This window comes from Pseudomonas sp. XK-1, assembly GCF_038069885.1.
GTDB lineage: Bacteria > Pseudomonadota > Gammaproteobacteria > Pseudomonadales > Pseudomonadaceae > Aquipseudomonas.
Genome location: NZ_JBBPES010000002.1, coordinates 54,799 through 73,946, shown reverse-complemented (window position 1 = coordinate 73,946; position 19,148 = coordinate 54,799). Strand labels below are relative to the sequence as shown.

At 60.3% G+C, this 19,148-nt stretch carries 20 protein-coding genes; 15 read left to right on the top strand and 5 right to left on the bottom strand.

Features of this window, described 5'->3' with window-relative positions; all coding sequences use genetic code 11:
• The first annotated feature begins 3 nt into the window (after positions 1 to 3).
• Positions 4 to 522, top strand: coding sequence for a DUF6586 family protein (locus WMW70_RS06060; protein ID WP_341436619.1), 519 nt, complete (start codon positions 4 to 6; stop codon positions 520 to 522).
• 78 nt (positions 523 to 600) lie between these two features.
• The gene (locus tag WMW70_RS06055; protein ID WP_341436618.1) at positions 601 to 834 is read left to right on the top strand and encodes a hypothetical protein; all 234 of its coding nucleotides are present in this window, start codon (positions 601 to 603) and stop codon (positions 832 to 834) included.
• A 107-nt stretch (positions 835 to 941) separates the two neighbouring features.
• On the opposite strand, the gene sulA is transcribed toward WMW70_RS06055, so the two are convergent.
• Together sulA and lexA are read right to left on the bottom strand one after the other, a co-directional pair.
• A complete protein-coding gene (gene sulA, locus WMW70_RS06050; RefSeq protein WP_341436616.1) occupies positions 942 to 1,415 on the bottom strand; it encodes an SOS-induced cell division inhibitor SulA in 474 nt (157 codons plus the stop codon).
• 10 nt (positions 1,416 to 1,425) lie between these two features.
• On the bottom strand, positions 1,426 to 2,037 hold the full coding sequence (gene lexA, locus WMW70_RS06045) for a transcriptional repressor LexA (protein ID WP_341436614.1): 612 nt from the start codon (positions 2,035 to 2,037) through the stop codon (positions 1,426 to 1,428).
• Between the two features lie 273 nt (positions 2,038 to 2,310).
• Between lexA and WMW70_RS06040 the strand changes: the two genes are divergently transcribed.
• Genes WMW70_RS06040 through WMW70_RS06025 form a run of 4 tightly spaced genes read left to right on the top strand, consistent with a single transcriptional unit; the run spans position 2,311 to position 5,358 of the window.
• Positions 2,311 to 3,018, top strand: a complete 708-nt coding sequence (locus WMW70_RS06040) for a TetR/AcrR family transcriptional regulator (protein ID WP_341436613.1) — start codon at positions 2,311 to 2,313, stop codon at positions 3,016 to 3,018.
• 47 nt (positions 3,019 to 3,065) lie between these two features.
• The gene (locus tag WMW70_RS06035) at positions 3,066 to 3,590 is read left to right on the top strand and encodes a L,D-transpeptidase (protein ID WP_341436612.1); all 525 of its coding nucleotides are present in this window, start codon (positions 3,066 to 3,068) and stop codon (positions 3,588 to 3,590) included.
• 21 nt (positions 3,591 to 3,611) lie between these two features.
• A complete protein-coding gene (nagZ, locus tag WMW70_RS06030) occupies positions 3,612 to 4,610 on the top strand; it encodes a beta-N-acetylhexosaminidase (protein ID WP_341436611.1) in 999 nt (332 codons plus the stop codon).
• Between the two features lie 10 nt (positions 4,611 to 4,620).
• On the top strand, positions 4,621 to 5,358 hold the full coding sequence (locus WMW70_RS06025; RefSeq protein WP_341436610.1) for an S-methyl-5'-thioinosine phosphorylase: 738 nt from the start codon (positions 4,621 to 4,623) through the stop codon (positions 5,356 to 5,358).
• Between the two features lie 53 nt (positions 5,359 to 5,411).
• Here the strand turns inward: WMW70_RS06025 and WMW70_RS06020 are convergent, their stop codons facing one another.
• A complete protein-coding gene (locus tag WMW70_RS06020; RefSeq protein ID WP_341436609.1) occupies positions 5,412 to 5,951 on the bottom strand; it encodes a CsiV family protein in 540 nt (179 codons plus the stop codon).
• An 11-nt stretch (positions 5,952 to 5,962) separates the two neighbouring features.
• Positions 5,963 to 9,415, bottom strand: a complete 3,453-nt coding sequence (mfd, locus tag WMW70_RS06015) for a transcription-repair coupling factor (RefSeq protein ID WP_341436608.1) — start codon at positions 9,413 to 9,415, stop codon at positions 5,963 to 5,965.
• A 133-nt stretch (positions 9,416 to 9,548) separates the two neighbouring features.
• On the opposite strand from mfd, the gene WMW70_RS06010 reads away from it, so the two are divergent.
• A complete protein-coding gene (locus tag WMW70_RS06010; protein ID WP_341436607.1) occupies positions 9,549 to 11,015 on the top strand; it encodes a glyceraldehyde-3-phosphate dehydrogenase in 1,467 nt (488 codons plus the stop codon).
• A 79-nt stretch (positions 11,016 to 11,094) separates the two neighbouring features.
• Here the strand turns inward: WMW70_RS06010 and WMW70_RS06005 are convergent, their stop codons facing one another.
• Positions 11,095 to 11,655 carry a chalcone isomerase family protein gene (locus WMW70_RS06005; RefSeq protein ID WP_341436606.1) on the bottom strand — a complete coding sequence of 187 codons (561 nt, stop codon included), beginning with the start codon at positions 11,653 to 11,655 and terminating at the stop codon, positions 11,095 to 11,097.
• Between the two features lie 272 nt (positions 11,656 to 11,927).
• On the opposite strand from WMW70_RS06005, the gene WMW70_RS06000 reads away from it, so the two are divergent.
• The 8 genes from WMW70_RS06000 to nqrM are packed head-to-tail and all read left to right on the top strand — an operon-like array spanning position 11,928 to position 19,034.
• Positions 11,928 to 13,265: a Na(+)-translocating NADH-quinone reductase subunit A gene (locus tag WMW70_RS06000; RefSeq protein ID WP_341436605.1), complete on the top strand. Its 1,338-nt coding sequence runs from the start codon at positions 11,928 to 11,930 to the stop codon at positions 13,263 to 13,265.
• Between the two features lie 3 nt (positions 13,266 to 13,268).
• Entirely contained in the window at positions 13,269 to 14,480 is a 1,212-nt protein-coding gene (locus WMW70_RS05995; RefSeq protein ID WP_341436604.1) for an NADH:ubiquinone reductase (Na(+)-transporting) subunit B, read from the top strand.
• Positions 14,473 to 15,261 carry a Na(+)-translocating NADH-quinone reductase subunit C gene (locus WMW70_RS05990; protein WP_341436603.1) on the top strand — a complete coding sequence of 263 codons (789 nt, stop codon included), beginning with the start codon at positions 14,473 to 14,475 and terminating at the stop codon, positions 15,259 to 15,261. Before WMW70_RS05995 ends, WMW70_RS05990 begins: the two co-directional genes overlap by 8 nt.
• Positions 15,262 to 15,263: 2 nt before the next feature.
• Positions 15,264 to 15,932 (top strand): NADH:ubiquinone reductase (Na(+)-transporting) subunit D, encoded by a 669-nt coding sequence (locus tag WMW70_RS05985; protein ID WP_341436602.1) that lies wholly within the window; start codon positions 15,264 to 15,266, stop codon positions 15,930 to 15,932.
• Positions 15,932 to 16,540 carry an NADH:ubiquinone reductase (Na(+)-transporting) subunit E gene (gene nqrE, locus WMW70_RS05980; protein WP_090238197.1) on the top strand — a complete coding sequence of 203 codons (609 nt, stop codon included), beginning with the start codon at positions 15,932 to 15,934 and terminating at the stop codon, positions 16,538 to 16,540. Before WMW70_RS05985 ends, nqrE begins: the two co-directional genes overlap by 1 nt.
• A 15-nt stretch (positions 16,541 to 16,555) precedes the next feature.
• Positions 16,556 to 17,782, top strand: a complete 1,227-nt coding sequence (nqrF, locus tag WMW70_RS05975) for an NADH:ubiquinone reductase (Na(+)-transporting) subunit F (RefSeq protein ID WP_341436601.1) — start codon at positions 16,556 to 16,558, stop codon at positions 17,780 to 17,782.
• Positions 17,783 to 17,784: 2 nt separating this feature from the next.
• Positions 17,785 to 18,810, top strand: coding sequence for an FAD:protein FMN transferase (locus WMW70_RS05970; protein WP_341436600.1), 1,026 nt, complete (start codon positions 17,785 to 17,787; stop codon positions 18,808 to 18,810).
• On the top strand, positions 18,807 to 19,034 hold the full coding sequence (nqrM, locus tag WMW70_RS05965) for a (Na+)-NQR maturation NqrM (protein WP_305589444.1): 228 nt from the start codon (positions 18,807 to 18,809) through the stop codon (positions 19,032 to 19,034). Before WMW70_RS05970 ends, nqrM begins: the two co-directional genes overlap by 4 nt.
• The last annotated feature ends 114 nt before the right edge of the window (positions 19,035 to 19,148 follow it).

Here is a 19,148-nt window from a genome sequence, read left to right as displayed (position 1 = left end):
GCCATGGCCAATGAACTCTATACCCGCACCAATCAGAAAATCTTCTACGCCGGCCTTGCGCTGGAGTCCTGGCGCAAGGCCGAGCAGGGGCAGAGCATGAATGCCCTGGCCCTGATCCAGGCTGAACGCGAGGCTGCGCTGTTTCATCTCTATGGTGCCCTGCTGGGGCTGTGCCATGAGATCGCCGGCTATTATCGGCTAGCGGACAGTGCGGCTCCGCAAGCCGAACGCTTTCTCACCGAGGAGGTGTTGCAAGCAGCGCCGAGCCAGGAACTGGGTGAGCTGGTCGAGTTGGCGCAGTCCGCCGACAGCTGGGTTGCTCAGTTGCTCAAGGCCTATGCCGAGCTGTTTCAGCCGCCGCAGGCGGGTAAGAAAGCCAAGGTCGACCCCAGCACTCCATTGATCACAGCGGTCAGCCTGGATGAAGAAGTCGCACCCCTGGCGCAGGAGACGCTTGAAGCCTGGCGTCAGCAGCTGAAGGTTCTGGCGCAGCGCTTTCGGCAAACCCTGAGCGAGTGGTAAGCGGCTGATTGGACCGGTGGACTAGGGCGAGCCCTGATCGGCTGTTACAATGCCGACCTTTCGTGGAGAACCAAGCCAATGCCTACATCATTCCTGGAAATTGTCGAGTTGCCCGACGGGCGCATTGCCCTGCGCCGCGCAGAGGATGAGGAGTCGTTGGTGGTGCTGGATTTTTCCGATGGTGCCAAGGCTTTCCTGCAAGGCCAGCATGTCGAAGTGGCCAAGGCCATGCTCAATGTCGGTGTGCAGATGGCCGGTCGCCTGGCGGAAAACAACTTTCAGCAGGAAGAAGGGCCGCGGGTTCTGCATTGATGCTGTGCGCATTCTGGCTCTAACCAGAATGCTCTGCTCGCGCTAGATACTCCCTGCATCCAGTCCTACTGGCTGCCACGCACGTCCCTGTGCGGATCGCTGACCAATTATCCCAGGCTGATATTCAGGCTTTGCGCCTTGCCCTGCCGTGCGGCCTGCTCAAGCTGTTGCCGCGCATGGCGTTCGAGCGGGTGCAGCCAGCTGACAACGGTATGGCTGCGGCCCAGCTTCAAGGCTTGTTGCGCCAGCTCCAGCGCGTTCTGTGCACCGCGCGGGTGGAGCAGCAGGATGCGTTCGCGGTTCAGGCCGGCCTCGCGTAGCCAGGTCTGGGTCAGGCTTGATGGTGGGGCAATCAGGGTCAGCCAGCGCTCGTCGTGGTTTTCGCTGAGCTCACGCAGAATCGGCGCTAGAAGGTTCAGGCAGTGCCCGGCTGCACCACGCAGCGACAGTTCACTGAACGTCTCTGTCTCATCCTGCCAGGGCAGCTCGCCGCCATCGGCAAGCATTGGGTTCACTGTCGCTGCCAGAAACGCATCGAACAGGGGCAGTTGTGTATGGTCCAGGGATTGTGGGAACTGCATAGATCCTCCACTAGCGGCGGATAACGCCGACGCTCAAGCCTTCAATAATCAGATCCTGTTCTTCCAGGTTCACTTCGATCGGTGCGAACTCCGGGTTTTCGGCGATCAGCCAGACCATGTTGCCTTCGCGCTTGAAACGTTTGACGGTCACTTCATCGTCGATACGCGCCACCACCACCTGGCCGTTGCGGGCTTCGCGGGTGGTGTGTACGGCCAGCAGGTCGCCATCGAAGATGCCGATGTCCTTCATGCTCATGCCTCTGACACGCAGCAGGTAGTCCGCCCTGGGGTGGAAGAACTCCGGGTTAATCTTGCAGGACTCTTCAATATGCTGTTGAGCAAGAATTGGAGCTCCCGCCGCCACTCGGCCAATGACCGGCAGGCCTTCTTCTTCCTCGGCGTTGGGTTCGAAGCCGGGAATGCGTATACCGCGCGAAGCCCCGGGGGTCATCTCGATGGCACCTTTACGGGCCAGGGCCTTGAGATGCTCTTCGGCCGCGTTGGGTGATTTGAAGCCCAGTTTCAAGGCGATTTCTGCACGGGTTGGCGGGTATCCATTGTCCTCCAGGCATTGCTTGATAAAGGCGAGAATTTCAGCTTGGCGCGGCGTCAGTTTGAGCATGGCTGTCTCTGTTTTTTTGTACAGTGACTGGGATTATATACAGTGATCTGCCGTTGGCAATCATTCTGTGCCTATGTCTGCTGAATAAAGCCTTATCCAGCTTGTATAGTGAGGTTCTGTTACCTGGCCGACCTGACGCTCGTCTAGGCATTGTCCGTGCAGTTTTTGCTCGGTACGCGTGACTGATCAGCCACAAGGTGGTTTGCCCGACTTGACAAGGCGGGCGGCTGAAACGTATGTTTCAAACAAGTGTTTGTTCAGATGAAAAGAGTCATGGCCCAGTCCGAAACCGTTGAACGCATTCTCGATGCAGCAGAGCAGTTGTTTGCGGAGAAAGGTTTCGCCGAAACCTCGCTGCGTCTGATCACCAGCAAGGCCGGGGTCAACCTGGCGGCGGTGAACTATCACTTCGGCTCGAAGAAGGCCCTTATCCAGGCGGTCTTCTCACGCTTTCTCGGCCCCTTCTGTCTGAGCCTGGAGCGTGAGCTGGATCGCCGTCAGGCCAAGTCGGATACCAAAGTCAGCCTGGAAGAGCTGCTTGAGTTACTGGTTGAGCAGGCGTTGGCAGTGAAGCCGCGCAGTGGCAACGATCTTTCAATCTTTATGCGCTTGCTGGGCCTGGCCTTCAGCCAGAGCCAGGGGCACCTGCGCAAGTACCTCGAAGAGGTCTACGGCAAGGTATTCCGTCGTTATATGCTCCTGGTGCACGAAGCCGCCCCACGGATTCCGCCGCTGGAGCTGTTCTGGCGGGTGCACTTTATGTTGGGGGCGGCGGCCTTCAGCATGTCTGGGATCAAGGCGTTGCGGGCCATGGCGGAAACCGATTTCGGCGTTAATACCTCAATTGAGCAGGTCATGCGTTTGATGGTGCCTTTCCTGGCGGCCGGCATGCGTTCGGAAACCGGGCTGAGCGACGAAGCCCTGGCCAGCGCCCAGCTCAAACCGCGCAGTAAAACGGCAGCCGCTCCCAGCAAAGTTTGAAGGGCCTGGGTGGGCGTGGTGGATGTGATCCGCTAAGCTAGCCGCCCATGGCGACTCTCGATTTTCTGCATATCTCCCTGGCCGATCAGTGCCTGTATGGCTTTGCCGACGGGCAGCTGTTGCTGCGCCTGAAGGTTTCCACCGCACTCAATGGTCCCGGCGAACGCAATGGCTCTGGTTGTACGCCGCGTGGTCTGCACCAGGTACGGGCGAAGATCGGCGAGGGCTTGCCGCTGGGGGCTGTGCTGCGTGGGCGGCGCTGGACCGGCGAGGTCTGGTCGCCCGAGTTGCACGAGCAGTTTCCCGGGCGCGACTGGATTCTCAGTCGTATTCTCTGGCTCAGTGGCTGCGAGCCTGGGCGCAATCGGCTGGGCGAGGTCGATACCTTTCGCCGTTATATTTACCTGCATGGCACACCGGATACCGAGCCCATGGGCGTTGCGCGTTCCCATGGTTGCGTGCGTCTGCGCAACAGCGATCTGTTGGCATTATTTTCCCGGGTGCCGGTGCATTGTGCCGTGCGCATCGACGAGGCCCCGTGCCCGCAGTGGGCGGCTGCGCCTCTTATTTAAGGATGAGTTGTGAGTTCAAGCATGCAAGGTTCACTGATGCTGGATATCGCCGGTACCTGGCTGACGGCCGAGGATCGACAGATCCTTCGTCAACCCGAGGTCGGCGGTCTGATTCTATTTGCACGCAATATTGAAGAGCCGCGCCAGGTGCGCGAGCTGGCTGCGGCCATTCGTGCCGTGCGCCCCGACCTGCTGTTGGCAGTGGACCAGGAAGGCGGCCGGGTGCAGCGCCTGCGTCAGGGCTTTGTGCGCCTGCCGGCGATGCGCGCGATTGCCGATAACGTCAATGCCGAAGCCCTGGCCGAGCATTGCGGCTGGATCATGGCCAGCGAGGTTCTGGCGGTCGGCCTGGACCTGAGCTTCGCTCCGGTGCTGGACCTCGATCATCAGCGTAGCGCGGTGGTTGGCAGTCGCGCCTTCGAGAGCGATGCGCTGCGTGCCAGCGACCTGGCCGCTGCCTTTATCCGCGGCATGAACGCGGCGGGCATGGCGGCGACCGGCAAACACTTTCCCGGCCATGGCTGGGCCGAGGCGGATTCCCATGTGGCCATTCCACTGGATGAGCGCAGTCTCGAGCAGATTCGTGCCGTCGATCTGCTGCCCTTTGCCCGTTTGAGTCGGCAGCTGGCGGCGGTGATGCCGGCCCATGTGATCTACCCTCAGGTAGACAGCCAGCCGGCGGGTTTCTCGCGTCGCTGGTTGCAGGATATTCTGCGCGGCGAGCTGGGCTTTACCGGGGTGATTTTCAGCGACGACCTGTCCATGGCTGGGGCTCACGTGGTCGGCGATGCGGCTTGCCGTATCGAGGCGGCGCTGAGCGCCGGTTGTGACATGGGCCTGGTGTGCAATGACCGGGCTGCGGCAGAGCTGGCCCTGAGCGCCTTGCAGCGCCTCAAGGTGCGAGTACCACAGGGCCTGGCGCGTATGCGTCGCCAGGCCTTTCCGGGTGTTGAATATCGGCAGAACCCGCGCTGGCTGGAAGCAGTGGGCGCGTTGCGTGCCGCGCAATTAATCGATTGAGGAAGATTGGATGACTGTTTACGCCATTATCGGTGGTACAGGCCTGACTCGCCTGGATGGCTTGACCATTACTGCTGCACTGCATCTGGATACGCCCTATGGAACGCCTTCCGCACCTGTGCTCAAGGGCGAGTATGCCGGGCGCGAGGTGCTGTTCCTCGCTCGTCACGGGCACCCACACCGGATACCGCCACATCAGGTGAACTACCGTGCCAATCTCTGGGCACTGCGCGAGGCCGGGGCCAAGGCGATTATTGCGGTCAATTCGGTGGGCGGTATTCATCCTGCCATGGTCACCGGGCACTTCTGTCTGCCGCACCAGATCATCGATTACACCAGTGGGCGCGAGCACACCTTCTATGAGGGCGAGCTGGAGCATGTGACCCATGTGGACTTCAGCCACCCCTACGATGCCGGCCTGCGCGGCAAATTGGCGGAGGCTCTGACGGCCGAGCGCTGCGGGTTCAGCAGTCATGGCCTGTACGGTTGCACCCAGGGGCCGCGCCTGGAGACGGTGGCCGAGATCGCCCGCATGGAGCGTGATGGCTGCGATATCGTCGGCATGACCGGCATGCCGGAAGCGGCACTGGCCCGTGAACTGGCTCTGCCGTATGCCTGCCTGGCGTTGGTGGTAAACCCGGCGGCGGGCAAATCCGCGGCGCTGATTACCATGGCGGAAATCGAGCGCGCCCTGGATGAGGGGATGGGCAAGGTGAAGACCGTTCTGGCCCGTGTGCTGACCAGCTAAGCTGGCGTCGATGGATTAAAAAGGGCCGCGCGATGCGGCCCTTTTTTGTGCTTTTAGAGTGGGCTGACGCGAATCAGTAGCCCCAGGCTGCCATTATCAACAAAGGTCAGCTCGCCGCTTTTCAGGCGGCGGCTCTGCCTGATTCGCTCGCTGGCGTTGAGGATGCCGCTCTGGTCGAACTGGTTGACCCAGATATCGCTGTCGAGCTCGATCAGGCTATCTCCGCTAAGGCTGATACGGCCTTGCACCGGGTAGTGGCCGAACTGCTCGTTGCCAGTGCTGATAGCGACGCTGCTGGTCGAGTCGCTGATGCCCTGTGACCAGGCCTGGTGCAATAGCACCTGATAACCGTTGGCCGGGTTGAGTTTGCTCGCCTCGCTGGTCAGTGTCAGGGCGCGGCTGCTGCCGGCATCGACCGGCAGGGCGTTCTGCGCCCAGTTGTCGGGCGGCAGTTGGCCGCCCGAACCATTCTCGCCGGACTGGCGGAATACGATCACTTCCACCTGATAGAGGCGCTCAGCCAGTGCCGCGTTGCTGCCCAGCAGGCTCAGCAGGATAAGCGGCAGGAGGGCCAGGGTGCGGAGTGCGTGCATGGGTCGATCCTTTAGGTTGAGGGCGTCAGGCGCTCGAACAGCGCTTCGAGTGTATTGAAGCGTTCTTGTGCACGTTCCATGGGTACCTGGAACTTGAACAGGGTGGCTCCTTCGAACTTGTAGCGGGTCGGCGCGCCCTGGATCAGCTTGATCAGGGTCAGCGGGTCGACGCAGGTGTCGGCGGCGAACTCGAGGCGACCGCCTTGCGGGCCGGCGTCGACCTTCTTGATGCCGAGTTTCTCCGCCTGCAATTTCAGCAGGGTGATACGCACCAGGTTCTTGGTCGGCTCGGGCAGCAGGCCGAAGCGGTCGATCATCTCCACCTGCAGCTCTTTCAGGCCATCCTCGTCGGCGGCGTTGGCGATGCGCTTGTAGAGGATCAGGCGGGTGTGCACGTCCGGCAGGTAGTCCTCGGGGATCAGTGCTGGCACCCGCAGGTTGATCTCCGGGCCGCCTCCGAGTGGCTGGTCGAGGTTGGGTTGCTCGCCCTTGCGGATGGATTTCACCGCGCGTTCGAGCATTTCCATATACAGGGTGAAGCCGACCGCCTGGATCTGCCCACTCTGGCCGTCGCCGAGCAGTTCGCCGGCACCGCGGATTTCCAGATCGTGGGTGGCCAGCAGAAAGCCTGCTCCCAGATCCTGAGCGCCGGAGATGGCCTCCAGGCGCTTCTGCGCATCATCGGTCATCTGCTTGCGCGGCGGCGTGAGCAGGTAGGCGTAGGCCTGGTGGTGACTACGGCCGACGCGGCCGCGCAACTGGTGCAGCTGGGCCAGGCCGAACTTGTCGGCGCGTTCGATGATGATGGTGTTGGCGCTGGGTACGTCGATACCGGTCTCGATAATGGTCGAGGCGATCAGCACGTTGAAGCGCTTGTGGTAGAAGTCGCCCATCACCTGTTCCAGCTCGCGTTCGCGCATCTGTCCGTGGCCGATGCCGATCCGCGCTTCCGGCACCAGTTCGGCCAGATCGGCGGCGCATTTCTCGATAGTCTTCACATCGTTGTGCAGGTAGTACACCTGGCCGCCGCGCAGCAGCTCACGCAGCAGCGCTTCCTTGATGGTCGGGTTGTTCTGTTCCATGACGAAGGTGCGCACCGACAGGCGGCGCGCCGGTGGCGTGGCGATGATCGACAGGTCGCGCATACCGGCCACGGCCATGTTCAGGGTGCGCGGAATCGGCGTGGCGGTAAGGGTGAGGATGTCGACTTCGCTGCGCAGGGCCTTGAGTTGCTCCTTCTGGCGCACGCCGAAACGGTGTTCCTCGTCGATGATCACCAGGCCCAGGTTGCTGAACTTGACGTCACCCTGCAGCAGCTTGTGGGTGCCGATAACGATATCCACCTTGCCTTCACTCAGCTGCTGCATGGCCTCGGCGACTTCCCGGGCCGACTTGAAGCGGCTCATCACCTCGACCTTGACCGGCCAGTCGGCGAAGCGATCGCGGAAGCTGTTGTAGTGCTGCTGGGCGAGCAGGGTGGTGGGCACCAATACCGCCACCTGCTTGCCGCCGTGTACGGCGATAAAGGCGGCGCGCATCGCCACTTCGGTCTTGCCGAAGCCGACATCGCCGCAGACCAGGCGGTCCATCGGCTTGGGCGCGAGCATATCGTCATGCACGGCGTCGATGGCGGCCTGCTGGTCCGGTGTTTCCTCGAAGGGGAAGCCGGCGCTGAAGGTGGCGTAATCGGCCTTCGGGTCGGCGAACGCATAGCCTTCGCGGGCGGCGCGGCGGGCGTAGATGTCGAGCAGCTCGGCGGCGACATCGCGCACCTGCTCGGCGGCCTTGCGTTTGGCCTTCTGCCAGATTTCCGAGCCCAAGCGGTGCAGCGGGGCGAGGGCGTCGTCGCTGCCGGTGTAGCGGGCGATCAGGTGCAGGCTGGCCACCGGCACATAGAGCTTGGCTTCTTCGGCGTACATCAGGGCGAGGAATTCGGCGGCCTGGCCGTCGAACTCCATGGTCACCAGGCCCAGGTAGCGGCCCACGCCATGGTCGATATGCACCACCGGCGCGCCTTCGCGCAGCTCGGTAAGGTTCTTGATGACGTTGTCGCCGCCATCGCGGGATTTCTCGCGCCGCCGGCGCTGCATCACGCGTTGGCCGAAGAGCGGGCTTTCCGCCACCAGGGCCAGGTCTTCGAGCAGCAGGCCGTCATCCAGTGGCGCGATGCAGATGCCCAGGCGCTCAGTGCTGGCGGTAAAGGCTGGCCAGCTGTCGAATTCGTTGGGTTTGAGCTTGAGGCGGGCGAGCAGCTCCAGCAGCACCTCGCGGCGTCCGGCGGATTCGGCACAGAACAGCACGCGGCCGGGATAGTCCTCGATAAAGCGCCTTAGCGCGGCCAGGGGCTCAGTGGCCTTGGCCTGGATCGCCAGGTCCGGCAATGGCTGGGCGTTGAAACGGGTGCGTCCGACGCCTTGTTCTATATCGTCCTGGCTGACCACCACCCGTGGCCAGTCTTTCAGGCGGGCGAAGCAGTCTTCCACCGGCAGGAAGATGTCGGCCGGCGGCAGCAGCGGGCGCTCGGGGTCGACCCGGCGCTCTTCGTAGCGGTTGCGGGCGTCACTCCAGAAGTGTTCCGCAGCCTTTTCCACTCCCGGCAGGGAGAACACCTGGGTGTCCTGGGGCAGGTAGTCGAACAGGGTGGCGGTTTCTTCGAAGAACAGCGGCAGGTAGTACTCGATACCGGCCGGGGTGATGCCGGTACTGAGGTCCTGATAGATCGGGCAGCGGCGAAAGTCGACGTCGAAACGCTCGCGAAAGCGCCCGCGGAAATCGGTAACGGCTTTCTTTTCCAGCGGGAATTCGCGCGCCGGCAGCAGCTTGATCGACTCGACCTTGTCGATGGAACGCTGGGTTTCCGGGTCGAAGGTACGCAGGGTCTCGATTTCGTCGTCGAACAGGTCGATGCGATACGGTTGGCTGCTGCCCATGGGGAACAGGTCGATCAGCGCGCCGCGTACGGCGAATTCGCCGTGTTCATACACCGTATCGACGCAGCGATAGCCGGCAGCTTCCAGATTGACGCGCATCTGGTTTACTTCGAGGCGCTGGCCGACCTGCATGACCAGGCTGCTGCCGAGCAGAAAGCGCTTGGGAGCCAGGCGGTGTAGGGCGGTGGTGATCGGCACTACCAGAATGCCGTGCTTGAGCTCGGGCAGGCGGTAGAGCGCGGCGATGCGCTGGGAAATAATGTCCTGGTGCGGCGAGAACAGGTCGTAGGGCAGGGTTTCCCAGTCGGGGAAATGCAGCACCGGCAGGCTTGGGGCGAAGAAACTCAGCTCTTCCTGCAGGCGTTCGGCGCTCTGGCTGTCGGCGGTCAGCAGCAGGGTGAAGCGTTTTGCGCTGCTGGCGGCTTCGGCAATGGCCAGGCTCAGCGCGGCACCGGGCAGGTTGCCCCAGTGTTGTTTTCCAGCGGTGGCAGGCAGGGACGGTAGACGCAATACGGATGCAGTCGGTACAGACACGGGCAGCTCGCGGACGTGGCGATATGGCCTTCGATTGTAACTATCCGCGTGCTCTGCTGTCAGTGTTTCACCGCTACACATTGCCGGCGATTGTTCGCGCCGGCATAATGTAGCCCCTTTTTTCAGCCCCTACATGTGGAAGGTACTGCCCGTGACTCAGAAGCCCGACCAGTGTCTCGGTGAGTGGATCGATCGAGAAGCCCTTGCGGAAGCGATGATTCCGATGATTGGCCAACTCTACCGTAACAACAACGTGGTTACCTCGATCTACGGACGTGGTCTGATCAACCGTTCGGTGATCGATATTCTCAAAGCCCACCGCTTCGCCCGTCACCGCCTGGCTGACGACAGCGAGCTGTCGGTGCACGACACCTTCCCCATTCTCAAGACCATGAGCGAGCTCAAGCTGGGCGCGGCCTCCGTGGACCTGGGCAAGATGGCTGGCAAGTTCAAGGCCGAAGGCAATGGCCGCAGCATCGAGCAGTTCGTCAAGGACGAGCTGAGCGAAGTGGCTGGCAAGCAGAACGGTGCCGGTCGCGAAGGCACCGATGTGGTGCTGTACGGCTTTGGGCGTATCGGCCGTCTGCTGGCGCGCATCCTGATCGAGAAGACCGGTGGTGGCGACGGCCTGCGTCTGCGCGCCATCGTCGTACGCAAGGGGGCGAGCAATGACCTGGTCAAGCGCGCCAGCCTGCTGCGTCGCGACTCGGTACACGGCAAGTTCAACGGCACCATCACCATTGACGAGGAGAACAACACCCTCACCGCCAATGGCAACCTGATCCAGGTGATCTACGCCAAGTCGCCGACCGAAGTGGATTACACCCAGTACGGCATCAAGAACGCGCTGCTGGTGGATAACACCGGTGTATGGCGTGACGCCGACGGCCTGGGTCAGCACCTGGCCTGCCCGGGTGTTGACCGCGTGGTGCTCACTGCGCCTGGCAAGGGTGCGCTGAAGAACATCGTGCACGGCATCAACCACGGTGAAATCACCGCCGACGACAAGATCATCTCGGCTGCTTCCTGCACCACTAACGCCATTGTGCCGGTGCTCAAGGCGATCAATGACCAGTACGGCATCGTCAACGGCCACGTTGAAACCGTTCACTCGTACACCAACGACCAGAACCTGATCGACAACTTCCACAAGGGCGATCGTCGTGGTCGCAGCGCGCCGCTGAACATGGTGATCACCGAGACCGGTGCTGCCACGGCTGCCGCCAAGGCGCTGCCTGTGCTCAAAGGCAAGCTGACCGGCAACGCCATTCGTGTGCCGACGCCGAACGTGTCGATGGCCATTCTCAACCTCAACCTTGAGAAAGCCACCACTCGCGAGGAAGTCAACGAGTACCTGCGCCAGATGGCCATGCACTCGGATCTGCAGAAGCAGATCGACTTCGTCAGCTCCCAGGAAGTGGTGTCCACCGACTTCGTTGGCTCGCGCCACGCTGGTGTGGTCGACGCCGAAGCCACCATCGCCAACGACAACCGTGTCGTGCTCTATGTCTGGTACGACAACGAGTTCGGTTACAGCTGTCAGGTGATTCGCGTGATGGAAGACATGGCCGGGGTCAACCCGCCCGCCTTCCCGCGTTAAGCACAGGCGGCAATAAAAAAACGGGAGCTTCGGCTCCCGTTTTGCGTTTTTGCAGAAAATGCCCTGGCCATATCAAGGCCTACCGGGCAAGCAGCTGGTTGCGCAGAGTGTCCGACAGGCCGTTGGGGGCCAGCCAGATGCCCAGGTAAGCCCTGGCCAGCTCCGGATCCTGGCTGGTGAAGGCGATCTGGCCGTTGCGCTCCAGGCTCAGGCCGCTTTCCGGGGCGAAGTTCAGGGCGTAGCGGTCGCCGGGCTGGATATCCTGGAACTTGTCGTGCAGGGCATCGAGTTCGTTGCGCAGGCGCGCGAGGGTGGCGGGGCTGTGCTGTCGGTTGAGGGTCGTCCAGGCGGCCTTGATCACGTCTTCGCGGGCGATATTGCGGAAGTAGTAGAGTTCCAGGCGTTGCTTGAGTGGGCGGCTGAAGGCCTGGCTGGCGCTGGTCTGAGCCGGGGCATAGAAGGCCGCGGCATAGACATCGACCCACAGGTAGGTGAGTACGCTCTGGTTCTTGCGCTCCAGGCTGGCCTCGCTAAGGGTGTGCTGGGCGGCAAAGTTGGCTTCGCGCAGGCGCTCGCTAGTATTGGCCAGCAGCTCGCCGCTGAGCAGTAATAGGGTGGCAAGCACCAGTATTTGGCGCACGGTTTGGCTCCTGTGGCTGGGGTATTCCTGTTTCGCTCCAGTGGCGATTTTCGTCAAGTGTGCACATGTTGCGGCTTGTGACCGAAAAGTCAAAAAAAGCAAGCGCTTGGGTGGTCAGTGGCGGGGACGGTCTTTATAATCAAACGGATTTTTTTCCCGCGTTCGACATCATAAACAGCGCCTATAATCCCAGCGGCACTGTTCTGCATACTAAGCATGCCGATGTCGCCCGTATTCTAAAAAAGCTTATAAATCAGTGGTTAGGCAAACCTATGATCAAAATAAAACATGGGCTCGATTTGCCCATAACAGGCGTGCCGGCGCAACGTATCGAGGCTGCAAGGCCGGTACGTAGTGTCGCCGTCATAGGCTTCGATTATCACGGTATGAAGCCTACGATGGAGGTTCAGGTCGGTGATCGGGTCAAACTTGGCCAGATCCTGTTCTCTGACAAGAAGTCTCCGGGTGTGCATTACACGGCTCCCGCAGCCGGTGTGATCAGCGCTATTCATCGCGGTGAGAAGCGTGTGCTGCAGTCCGTGGTGATCGATGTCGAGGGTGATGAGCAGGTTACCTTTGCACATTTCCCGGCCGATCAGCTGGGCACTGTCGGCAATGCCGGCGTGCGTGAGACCCTGCAGCAGTCGGGCCTGTGGACCGCTTTTCGGGCGCGCCCGTTCAGCAAGGTACCGGCCGTGGATGCGCAGCCCAGCTCGATCTTCGTCACCGCCATCGATACCCACCCGCTGGCAGCCGATCCGGCTATAGTGATCGCCGAGTACGCTGCGGACTTCGAGTCCGGTTTGCAGGTTCTGGGCAATCTGGGCAAGGTCTTCCTGTGCAAGGCCGAAGGGGTCAAGTTGCCCGGCGAGCAGTTGGCTCACGTGCACACTGAAACCTTTGCCGGTCCGCACCCTGCCGGGCTGCCGGGTACCCATATCCACTTCCTTGATCCGGTCAACGCCAGCAAGAGCGTGTGGTCGATCAACTACCAGGACGTGATTGCCATCGGCAAGCTGTTCACCACCGGGCAGCTCTGGATCGAGCGCGTTGTCGCGCTGGCCGGCCCAGTGGTCGAGCAGCCGCGTCTGCTGCGTACCCGTCTGGGTGCCAGCCTCGGCGAACTGACTGCGGGTCAGCTGCAGCCGGGCTTCAACCGGGTAATTTCCGGTTCGGTGCTGGGTGGCCGTACTGCCCAGGGTGCTTTCGCCTTCCTCGGTCGCTATCACCTGCAGGTGTCCTGCCTGGTTGAGGGGCACGAGCGTGAGCTGATGCATTACCTGCGTGCCGGGGTAAACAAGCACTCGGTGATGAACATCTTTGTTTCCAAGCTCAACGCTGCGAAGAAGTTCGCCTTCTCCACCACTACCAATGGCAGCCCGCGCGCCATGGTGCCGGTGGGCAACTACGAAGCCGTGATGCCGCTGGATATCCTGCCGACGCAACTGCTGCGCTACCTGATCGTCGGTGACACCGAGATGGCTCAGAAACTGGGCTGTCTGGAACTCGACGAAGAAGACCTGGCGCTGTGCACCTATGTCTGTGCCGGCAAGTATGAGTACGGCCCGATCCTGCGCGATAACCTCGCCCGTATTGAGAAGGAGGGTTAAGTCATGGGTATTCGTGCATTCCTCGATAAAGTCGAGCACAACTTCGAAAAAGGCGGCAAGTTAGAGAAGTGGTACGCCCTCTATGAGGCTGTTGACACTTTCTTCTATCGCCCAGGCAGCGTAACCAAGACCACCGCCCACGTGCGTGACGGCATCGACCTCAAGCGCATGATGATCACCGTGTGGTTGTGTACCTTCCCGATGATGTTTTTCGGTATGTGGAACACCGGTTATCAGGCCAACCTGATCTTCGCTAACAGCCCTGAGCTGCTGGCGGCCCAGGAAGGCTGGCGTTTTGCGCTGATCGGCTCGCTGGCCGGGTTTGACCCCAATAGCCTGTGGGATAACTTTATCCAGGGCGCGGCTTATTTCCTGCCGGTTTATGCGACGGCGTTTATCGTCGGCGGTTTCTGGGAAGTGCTGTTTGCCTCGGTCCGCAAGCATGAAGTCAACGAAGGTTTCTTCGTGACCTCTGTATTGTTTGCTCTGATTCTGCCGCCGAGCATTCCGCTTTGGCAGGTGGCCCTGGGTATCAGCTTCGGCGTAGTGATTGGCAAGGAAGTGTTCGGCGGTACCGGTAAGAACTTCCTCAACCCGGCGCTGACCGGCCGTGCCTTCCTGTTCTTCGCCTACCCGGCGCAGATGTCCGGTGACGCAGTCTGGACTGCGGTTGACGGTTTTGCCGGTGCAACCTCGCTGAGCCTGGCCGCTGCTGGTGGCATTGAAAACGTGGTGAACAATGGCATCACCTGGATGGACGCCTTTGTCGGCACCATTCAGGGTTCCATGGGCGAAACCAGCACCCTGGCGATCCTCATCGGTGGCGGCATCCTGCTGATGACCAAGATTGCTTCCTGGCGCATCGTTACCGGCGTGATGTTGGGCATGATCGGCTTCAGCCTGCTGCTCAATATGCTCGGTTCGAACACCAACCCGATGTTTGCCATGCCTTGGCACTGGCATCTGGTGGTCGGCGGTTTTGCTTTCGGCATGTTCTTTATGGCCACCGACCCGGTGTCGGCATCCATGACCAATACCGGCAAGTGGATTTTCGGTGCCCTGATCGGCGTGATGGTGGTGTTGATCCGTGTGGTCAACCCGGCCTTCCCGGAAGGCATGATGCTGGCGATCCTGTTCGCCAACCTGTTCGCACCGCTGATCGACCATTTCGTCGTTCAAGCCAATATCAAGCGGAGGCTGGCACGCAATGTCTAGTCAAAAAGAATCTACCGTCCGCACCTTGGTGGTAGCCCTGTTGGTCTGCCTGGTGTGCTCGGTGTTTGTTGCCGGTGCAGCCATCGCGCTGAAACCGACTCAGGTGGAAAACCGCCAGCTGGACAAGCAGCGCAGCATCCTGGCAATCGCCGGGCTGGGGCAGCCGAACATGTCCAGCGCGCAAGTCAAAGACATGTTTAAAGGTACTGTGACGGCCAAGCTGGTTGACCTGGAAACGGGCAAGTTCTCGGACGCTAAAGACCCGCTGACCTTTGATCCGCTTAAAGCGGTCAAAGATCCCAAGCTGTCCAGCGTTCTTAGCGCTGATCAGGACATTGCTTCGATCAAGCGCCTGGAGCGTTACACCACTGTTTATGTGGTGGAGAAAGACGGTCAGATGGACACCTTGATCATGCCTGTGCGTGGTTACGGCCTGTGGTCCACGCTATATGGCTTTATTGCCATCAAGGGCGACCTTAATACTGTTGCCGGTATGGGTTTCTACCAGCACGCCGAGACCCCTGGTCTGGGTGGCGAAGTGGATAATCCGAAGTGGAAGGCGCAGTGGCTGGGTAAAACCCTATTCGATGAAGACGGCAAACTGTCTGTTGCTGTGGTCAAGGGCGGTGTAGATCCGCAAAGCCCTAAGGCTGTTCACCAGGTTGATGCACTGGCTGGCGCGACGCTGACCAGCAAGGGTGTCGATAACCTGCTGAATTTCTGGCTGGGTCAGAACGGTTTTGGTCCGTTTATCGCTAACCTGCGCGCAGGGGAGGCTTAATTATGTCGCAGCCGACTATTAAAGAAGTTCTGCTCAATCCGGTTTTCAATAACAACCCGATTGGTTTGCAGATTCTTGGCATCTGTTCCGCTCTGGCGGTGACCTCGAACCTGAAAACCGCGATGGTGATGTCGATTGCCCTGACTCTGGTAACCGGGTTTTCCAACCTGTTTATCTCGATGATTCGCAGTCAGATCCCTAGCTCCATTCGCATGATCGTGCAGATGGTGATCATTGCTTCCTTGGTGATTGTGGTCGATCAGGTGCTCAAGGCCTACGCCTTCAGCCTGTCCAAGCAGCTCTCGGTGTTCGTCGGGCTGATCATCACCAACTGCATCGTGATGGGTCGCGCCGAAGCCTTTGCCATGCAGAACCCGCCGGTGCTGTCGTTCTTCGACGGTATCGGTAACGGTCTGGGCTACAGTGCCATGTTGATTGCCCTGGGCATCATTCGTGAGCTGTTCGGTGCCGGCAAACTGATGGGCTACGAGATCATTCCGGTGATCAACGACGGTGGCTGGTACCAGCCTAACGGCATGCTATTGCTACCGCCTTCGGCGTTCTTCCTGATCGGTTTGTTTATCTGGGCACTGCGTAGCTGGAAAAAAGAGCAGTTGGAGAAGCCAAGCTTCAAGATGGCTCCACAGGTCTCGAATAAGGAGGCTTACTAATGGAGCATTACCTCAGCTTGCTGGCCAAGGCGGTGTTCGTTGAGAACATGGCACTGGCCTTCTTCCTCGGCATGTGCACCTTTATCGCCATCTCGAAGAAAGTCGAGACGGCGATTGGCCTGGGTATCGCGGTTATCGTGGTGCAGGTCATCACCGTGCCTGCGAACAACCTGATCTACACCTACCTGCTGAAAGATGGTGCGCTGGCCTGGGCCGGTTTGCCGGAAGTGGACCTGAGCTTCCTCGGTCTGCTCAGCTACATCGGGGTGATCGCGGCGATCGTGCAGATCCTGGAAATGCTGCTGGATAAGTATGTACCCAGCCTCTACAACGCCCTCGGGGTATTCCTGCCTCTGATTACAGTGAACTGCGCCATCATGGGCGGTACCCTGTTTATGGTCGAGCGTGACTACAACCTGGCGGAAAGTACCGTGTATGGCTTCGGCTCCGGTCTGTCCTGGGCGCTGGCGATTGCCGCATTGGCGGGGATTCGCGAGAAGCTCAAGTACAGCGACGTTCCGGCTGGCCTGCAGGGCCTGGGTATCACCTTTATCACCATCGGCCTGATGTCTCTGGGCTTTATGTCCTTCTCCGGCGTGCAGTTGTAAGGAAGGGATGCATAGATGATCAATTTAGAGATTCTTATCGCCATCGGCATGTTCACCGGCATCGTGCTGGCGCTGGTGCTGGTCATTCTCGCGGCGCGCGCCAAGCTGGTTTCCAGCGGTGATGTGAGCATCGAGATCAACGGCGAAAAAACCATTGTGGTACCGGCCGGCGGCAAGTTGCTGCAGACCCTGGCGGCCAACAATATCTTCCTGTCTTCGGCTTGCGGTGGCGGCGGTACCTGCGCCCAGTGCAAGTGTGTGGTCGAGCATGGCGGCGGTGAAATGCTGCCGACTGAAGAGGCGGCATTCACTCGCCGCGAGGCCAAGGCTGGCTGGCGTCTGTCCTGCCAGACTCCGGTCAAGCAGGACATGAAGATCGAAGTGCCGGAAGAAGTCTTCGGCGTGAAGAAGTGGGAGTGCACCGTTGAGTCCAACCCCAACGTGGCCACTTTCATCAAGGAACTGACGCTGAAACTGCCGGAAGGCGAAAGCGTCGACTTCCGCGCCGGTGGTTATGTGCAGCTGGAATGCCCGCCGCACACCGTGTACTACAAGGACTTCGACATTCAGGAGGAGTACCGCGGCGACTGGGACAAGTTTAACCAGTGGAAGTACGTGTCCAAGGTCGAAGAGACCGTGATCCGTGCCTATTCCATGGCCAACTACCCGGAAGAAGTGGGTCTGGTGAAGTTCAATATCCGTATCGCCTCGCCACCACCGGGCAAGGACGATCTGCCACCGGGCAAGATGAGCTCCTACGTGTTCAGCCTCAAGCCGGGCGACAAGATCGACGTGTACGGTCCGTTTGGTGAGTTCTTCGCCAAGGACACCGACGCCGAGATGGTATTTATCGGCGGTGGTGCCGGTATGGCACCGATGCGTTCGCACATCTTCGACCAGCTCAAGCGTTTGAAGTCCAAGCGCAAGATCAGCTTCTGGTATGGCGCGCGCTCCATGCGTGAGGCCTTCTACGTCGAAGAGTACGACAAGCTGCAGGAAGAGAACCCCAACTTCAAATGGCATCTGGCGCTGTCCGATCCGCTGCCGGAAGACAACTGGACGGGGCTCAAGGGCTTTATTCACAACGTGCTGTACGAGAACTACCTCAAGGACCATCCGGCTCCGGAAGAGTGCGAGTTCTACATGTGCGGTCCGCCCATGATGAACGCCGCGGTGATCAAGATGCTGGTCGACCTGGGTGTGGAGGAGGAGAATATCCTCCTCGACGACTTCGGCGGTTAAGCATGAGTTATGCGGTACTACGGCCCGTTATCGCTGCCAGCTTGCTGGCAGCCCTAACGGGCTGCTTGTTTTCAGATCGGGTGGAAGAGTTTTCCGGCCCGACCATGGGCAGCACCTATTCGATCAAGTACGTGCGCGGCAAGGATTCGCCCAGCCTGGACCTGCTTAAGCGCGAGACCGAAACCATCCTGGCCGACATTGACCAGCAGATGTCGACCTATCGCGATGATTCCGCCATCGAGCAGTTCAATCAGGCACCCGCAGGCAGCTGTCAGGTCATGCCGGATGGGGTGCTGGAACTGGTTGCAGCCGGGCAGGTGCTCAATCAGCAGAGCCAGGGGGCTTTCGATCTGACCCTGGAGCCGCTGCTCAACCTTTGGGGTTTTGGCCCCAAGGCGCGTGCCGAGAAGGTTCCCTCTGCGCAGTTGCTGGCGGCCGCCCGTGAGCGCATGGGGATGCAGCATCTGCGTATCGAGGCGGGCCAGCTGTGCAAGGAGGTCGATGTGCAAGTCGACTTCAACAGCATCGCTGCCGGCTATGCGGTGGACCGTATCGTCCAGCGTCTCAACGAGCTGGGCATCGACAGCTATCTGGTGGAAGTCACCGGCGAGCTCAAGGCGGCGGGAAGAAAGCCCGACGGCGAGCACTGGCGTATCGGCCTGGAGGCTCCTCAGGACGGCCAGCGCGTCGCGCAGCGGGTGCTGGAGCTGGATGGCTATGGCATTTCCACCTCCGGCGATTACCGCAACTATTTCGAGGAGAATGGCCAGCGTTATTCCCATACCCTCGATCCGGCAACCGGGGCACCCATTACCCACAAGCTGGCGGCGGTGACCGTGGCCGATAAATCGACCTTGCGCGCCGATGGCTTGTCTACCGTACTAATGGTGATGGGCACCGAGCGTGGTCTGGCATTTGCTGAACAGCAGGGCATTGCGGCGTTTTTCGTGACCCGTGAGGGCGAGGCATTCGTCACACAGAGTACTCAGGCTTTTGAGCAGCTATTCGCTGCAGGAGAAGAGCAATGACGTTTTTAGTGGTGTTTCTGACCATGCTGCTGGTAGTCGGCATGATGGCAGTGGGCGTAATGATGGGCCGCAAGCCTATCGCCGGCTCGTGCGGTGGTATCGCCAACCTGGGTATCGAGAAAGAGTGCTCGATCTGTGGTGGCAGCCGCGAGAAGTGCGAGGAGATCAACAGCGACCCGCAAGGCAAAACCGCAGCCCTGGCTTACGACGCGACCAAACGCTAATCGTCCTGCGGCTAGCTGAAAAGCTGGGCTTGCAGTGAACGCATTGATTGTCAGGCTGCGTGCGCAGTGCTGGCCCTGCCGAGAGCACGGTACAAGTGCTCCGGTGTGATCTGA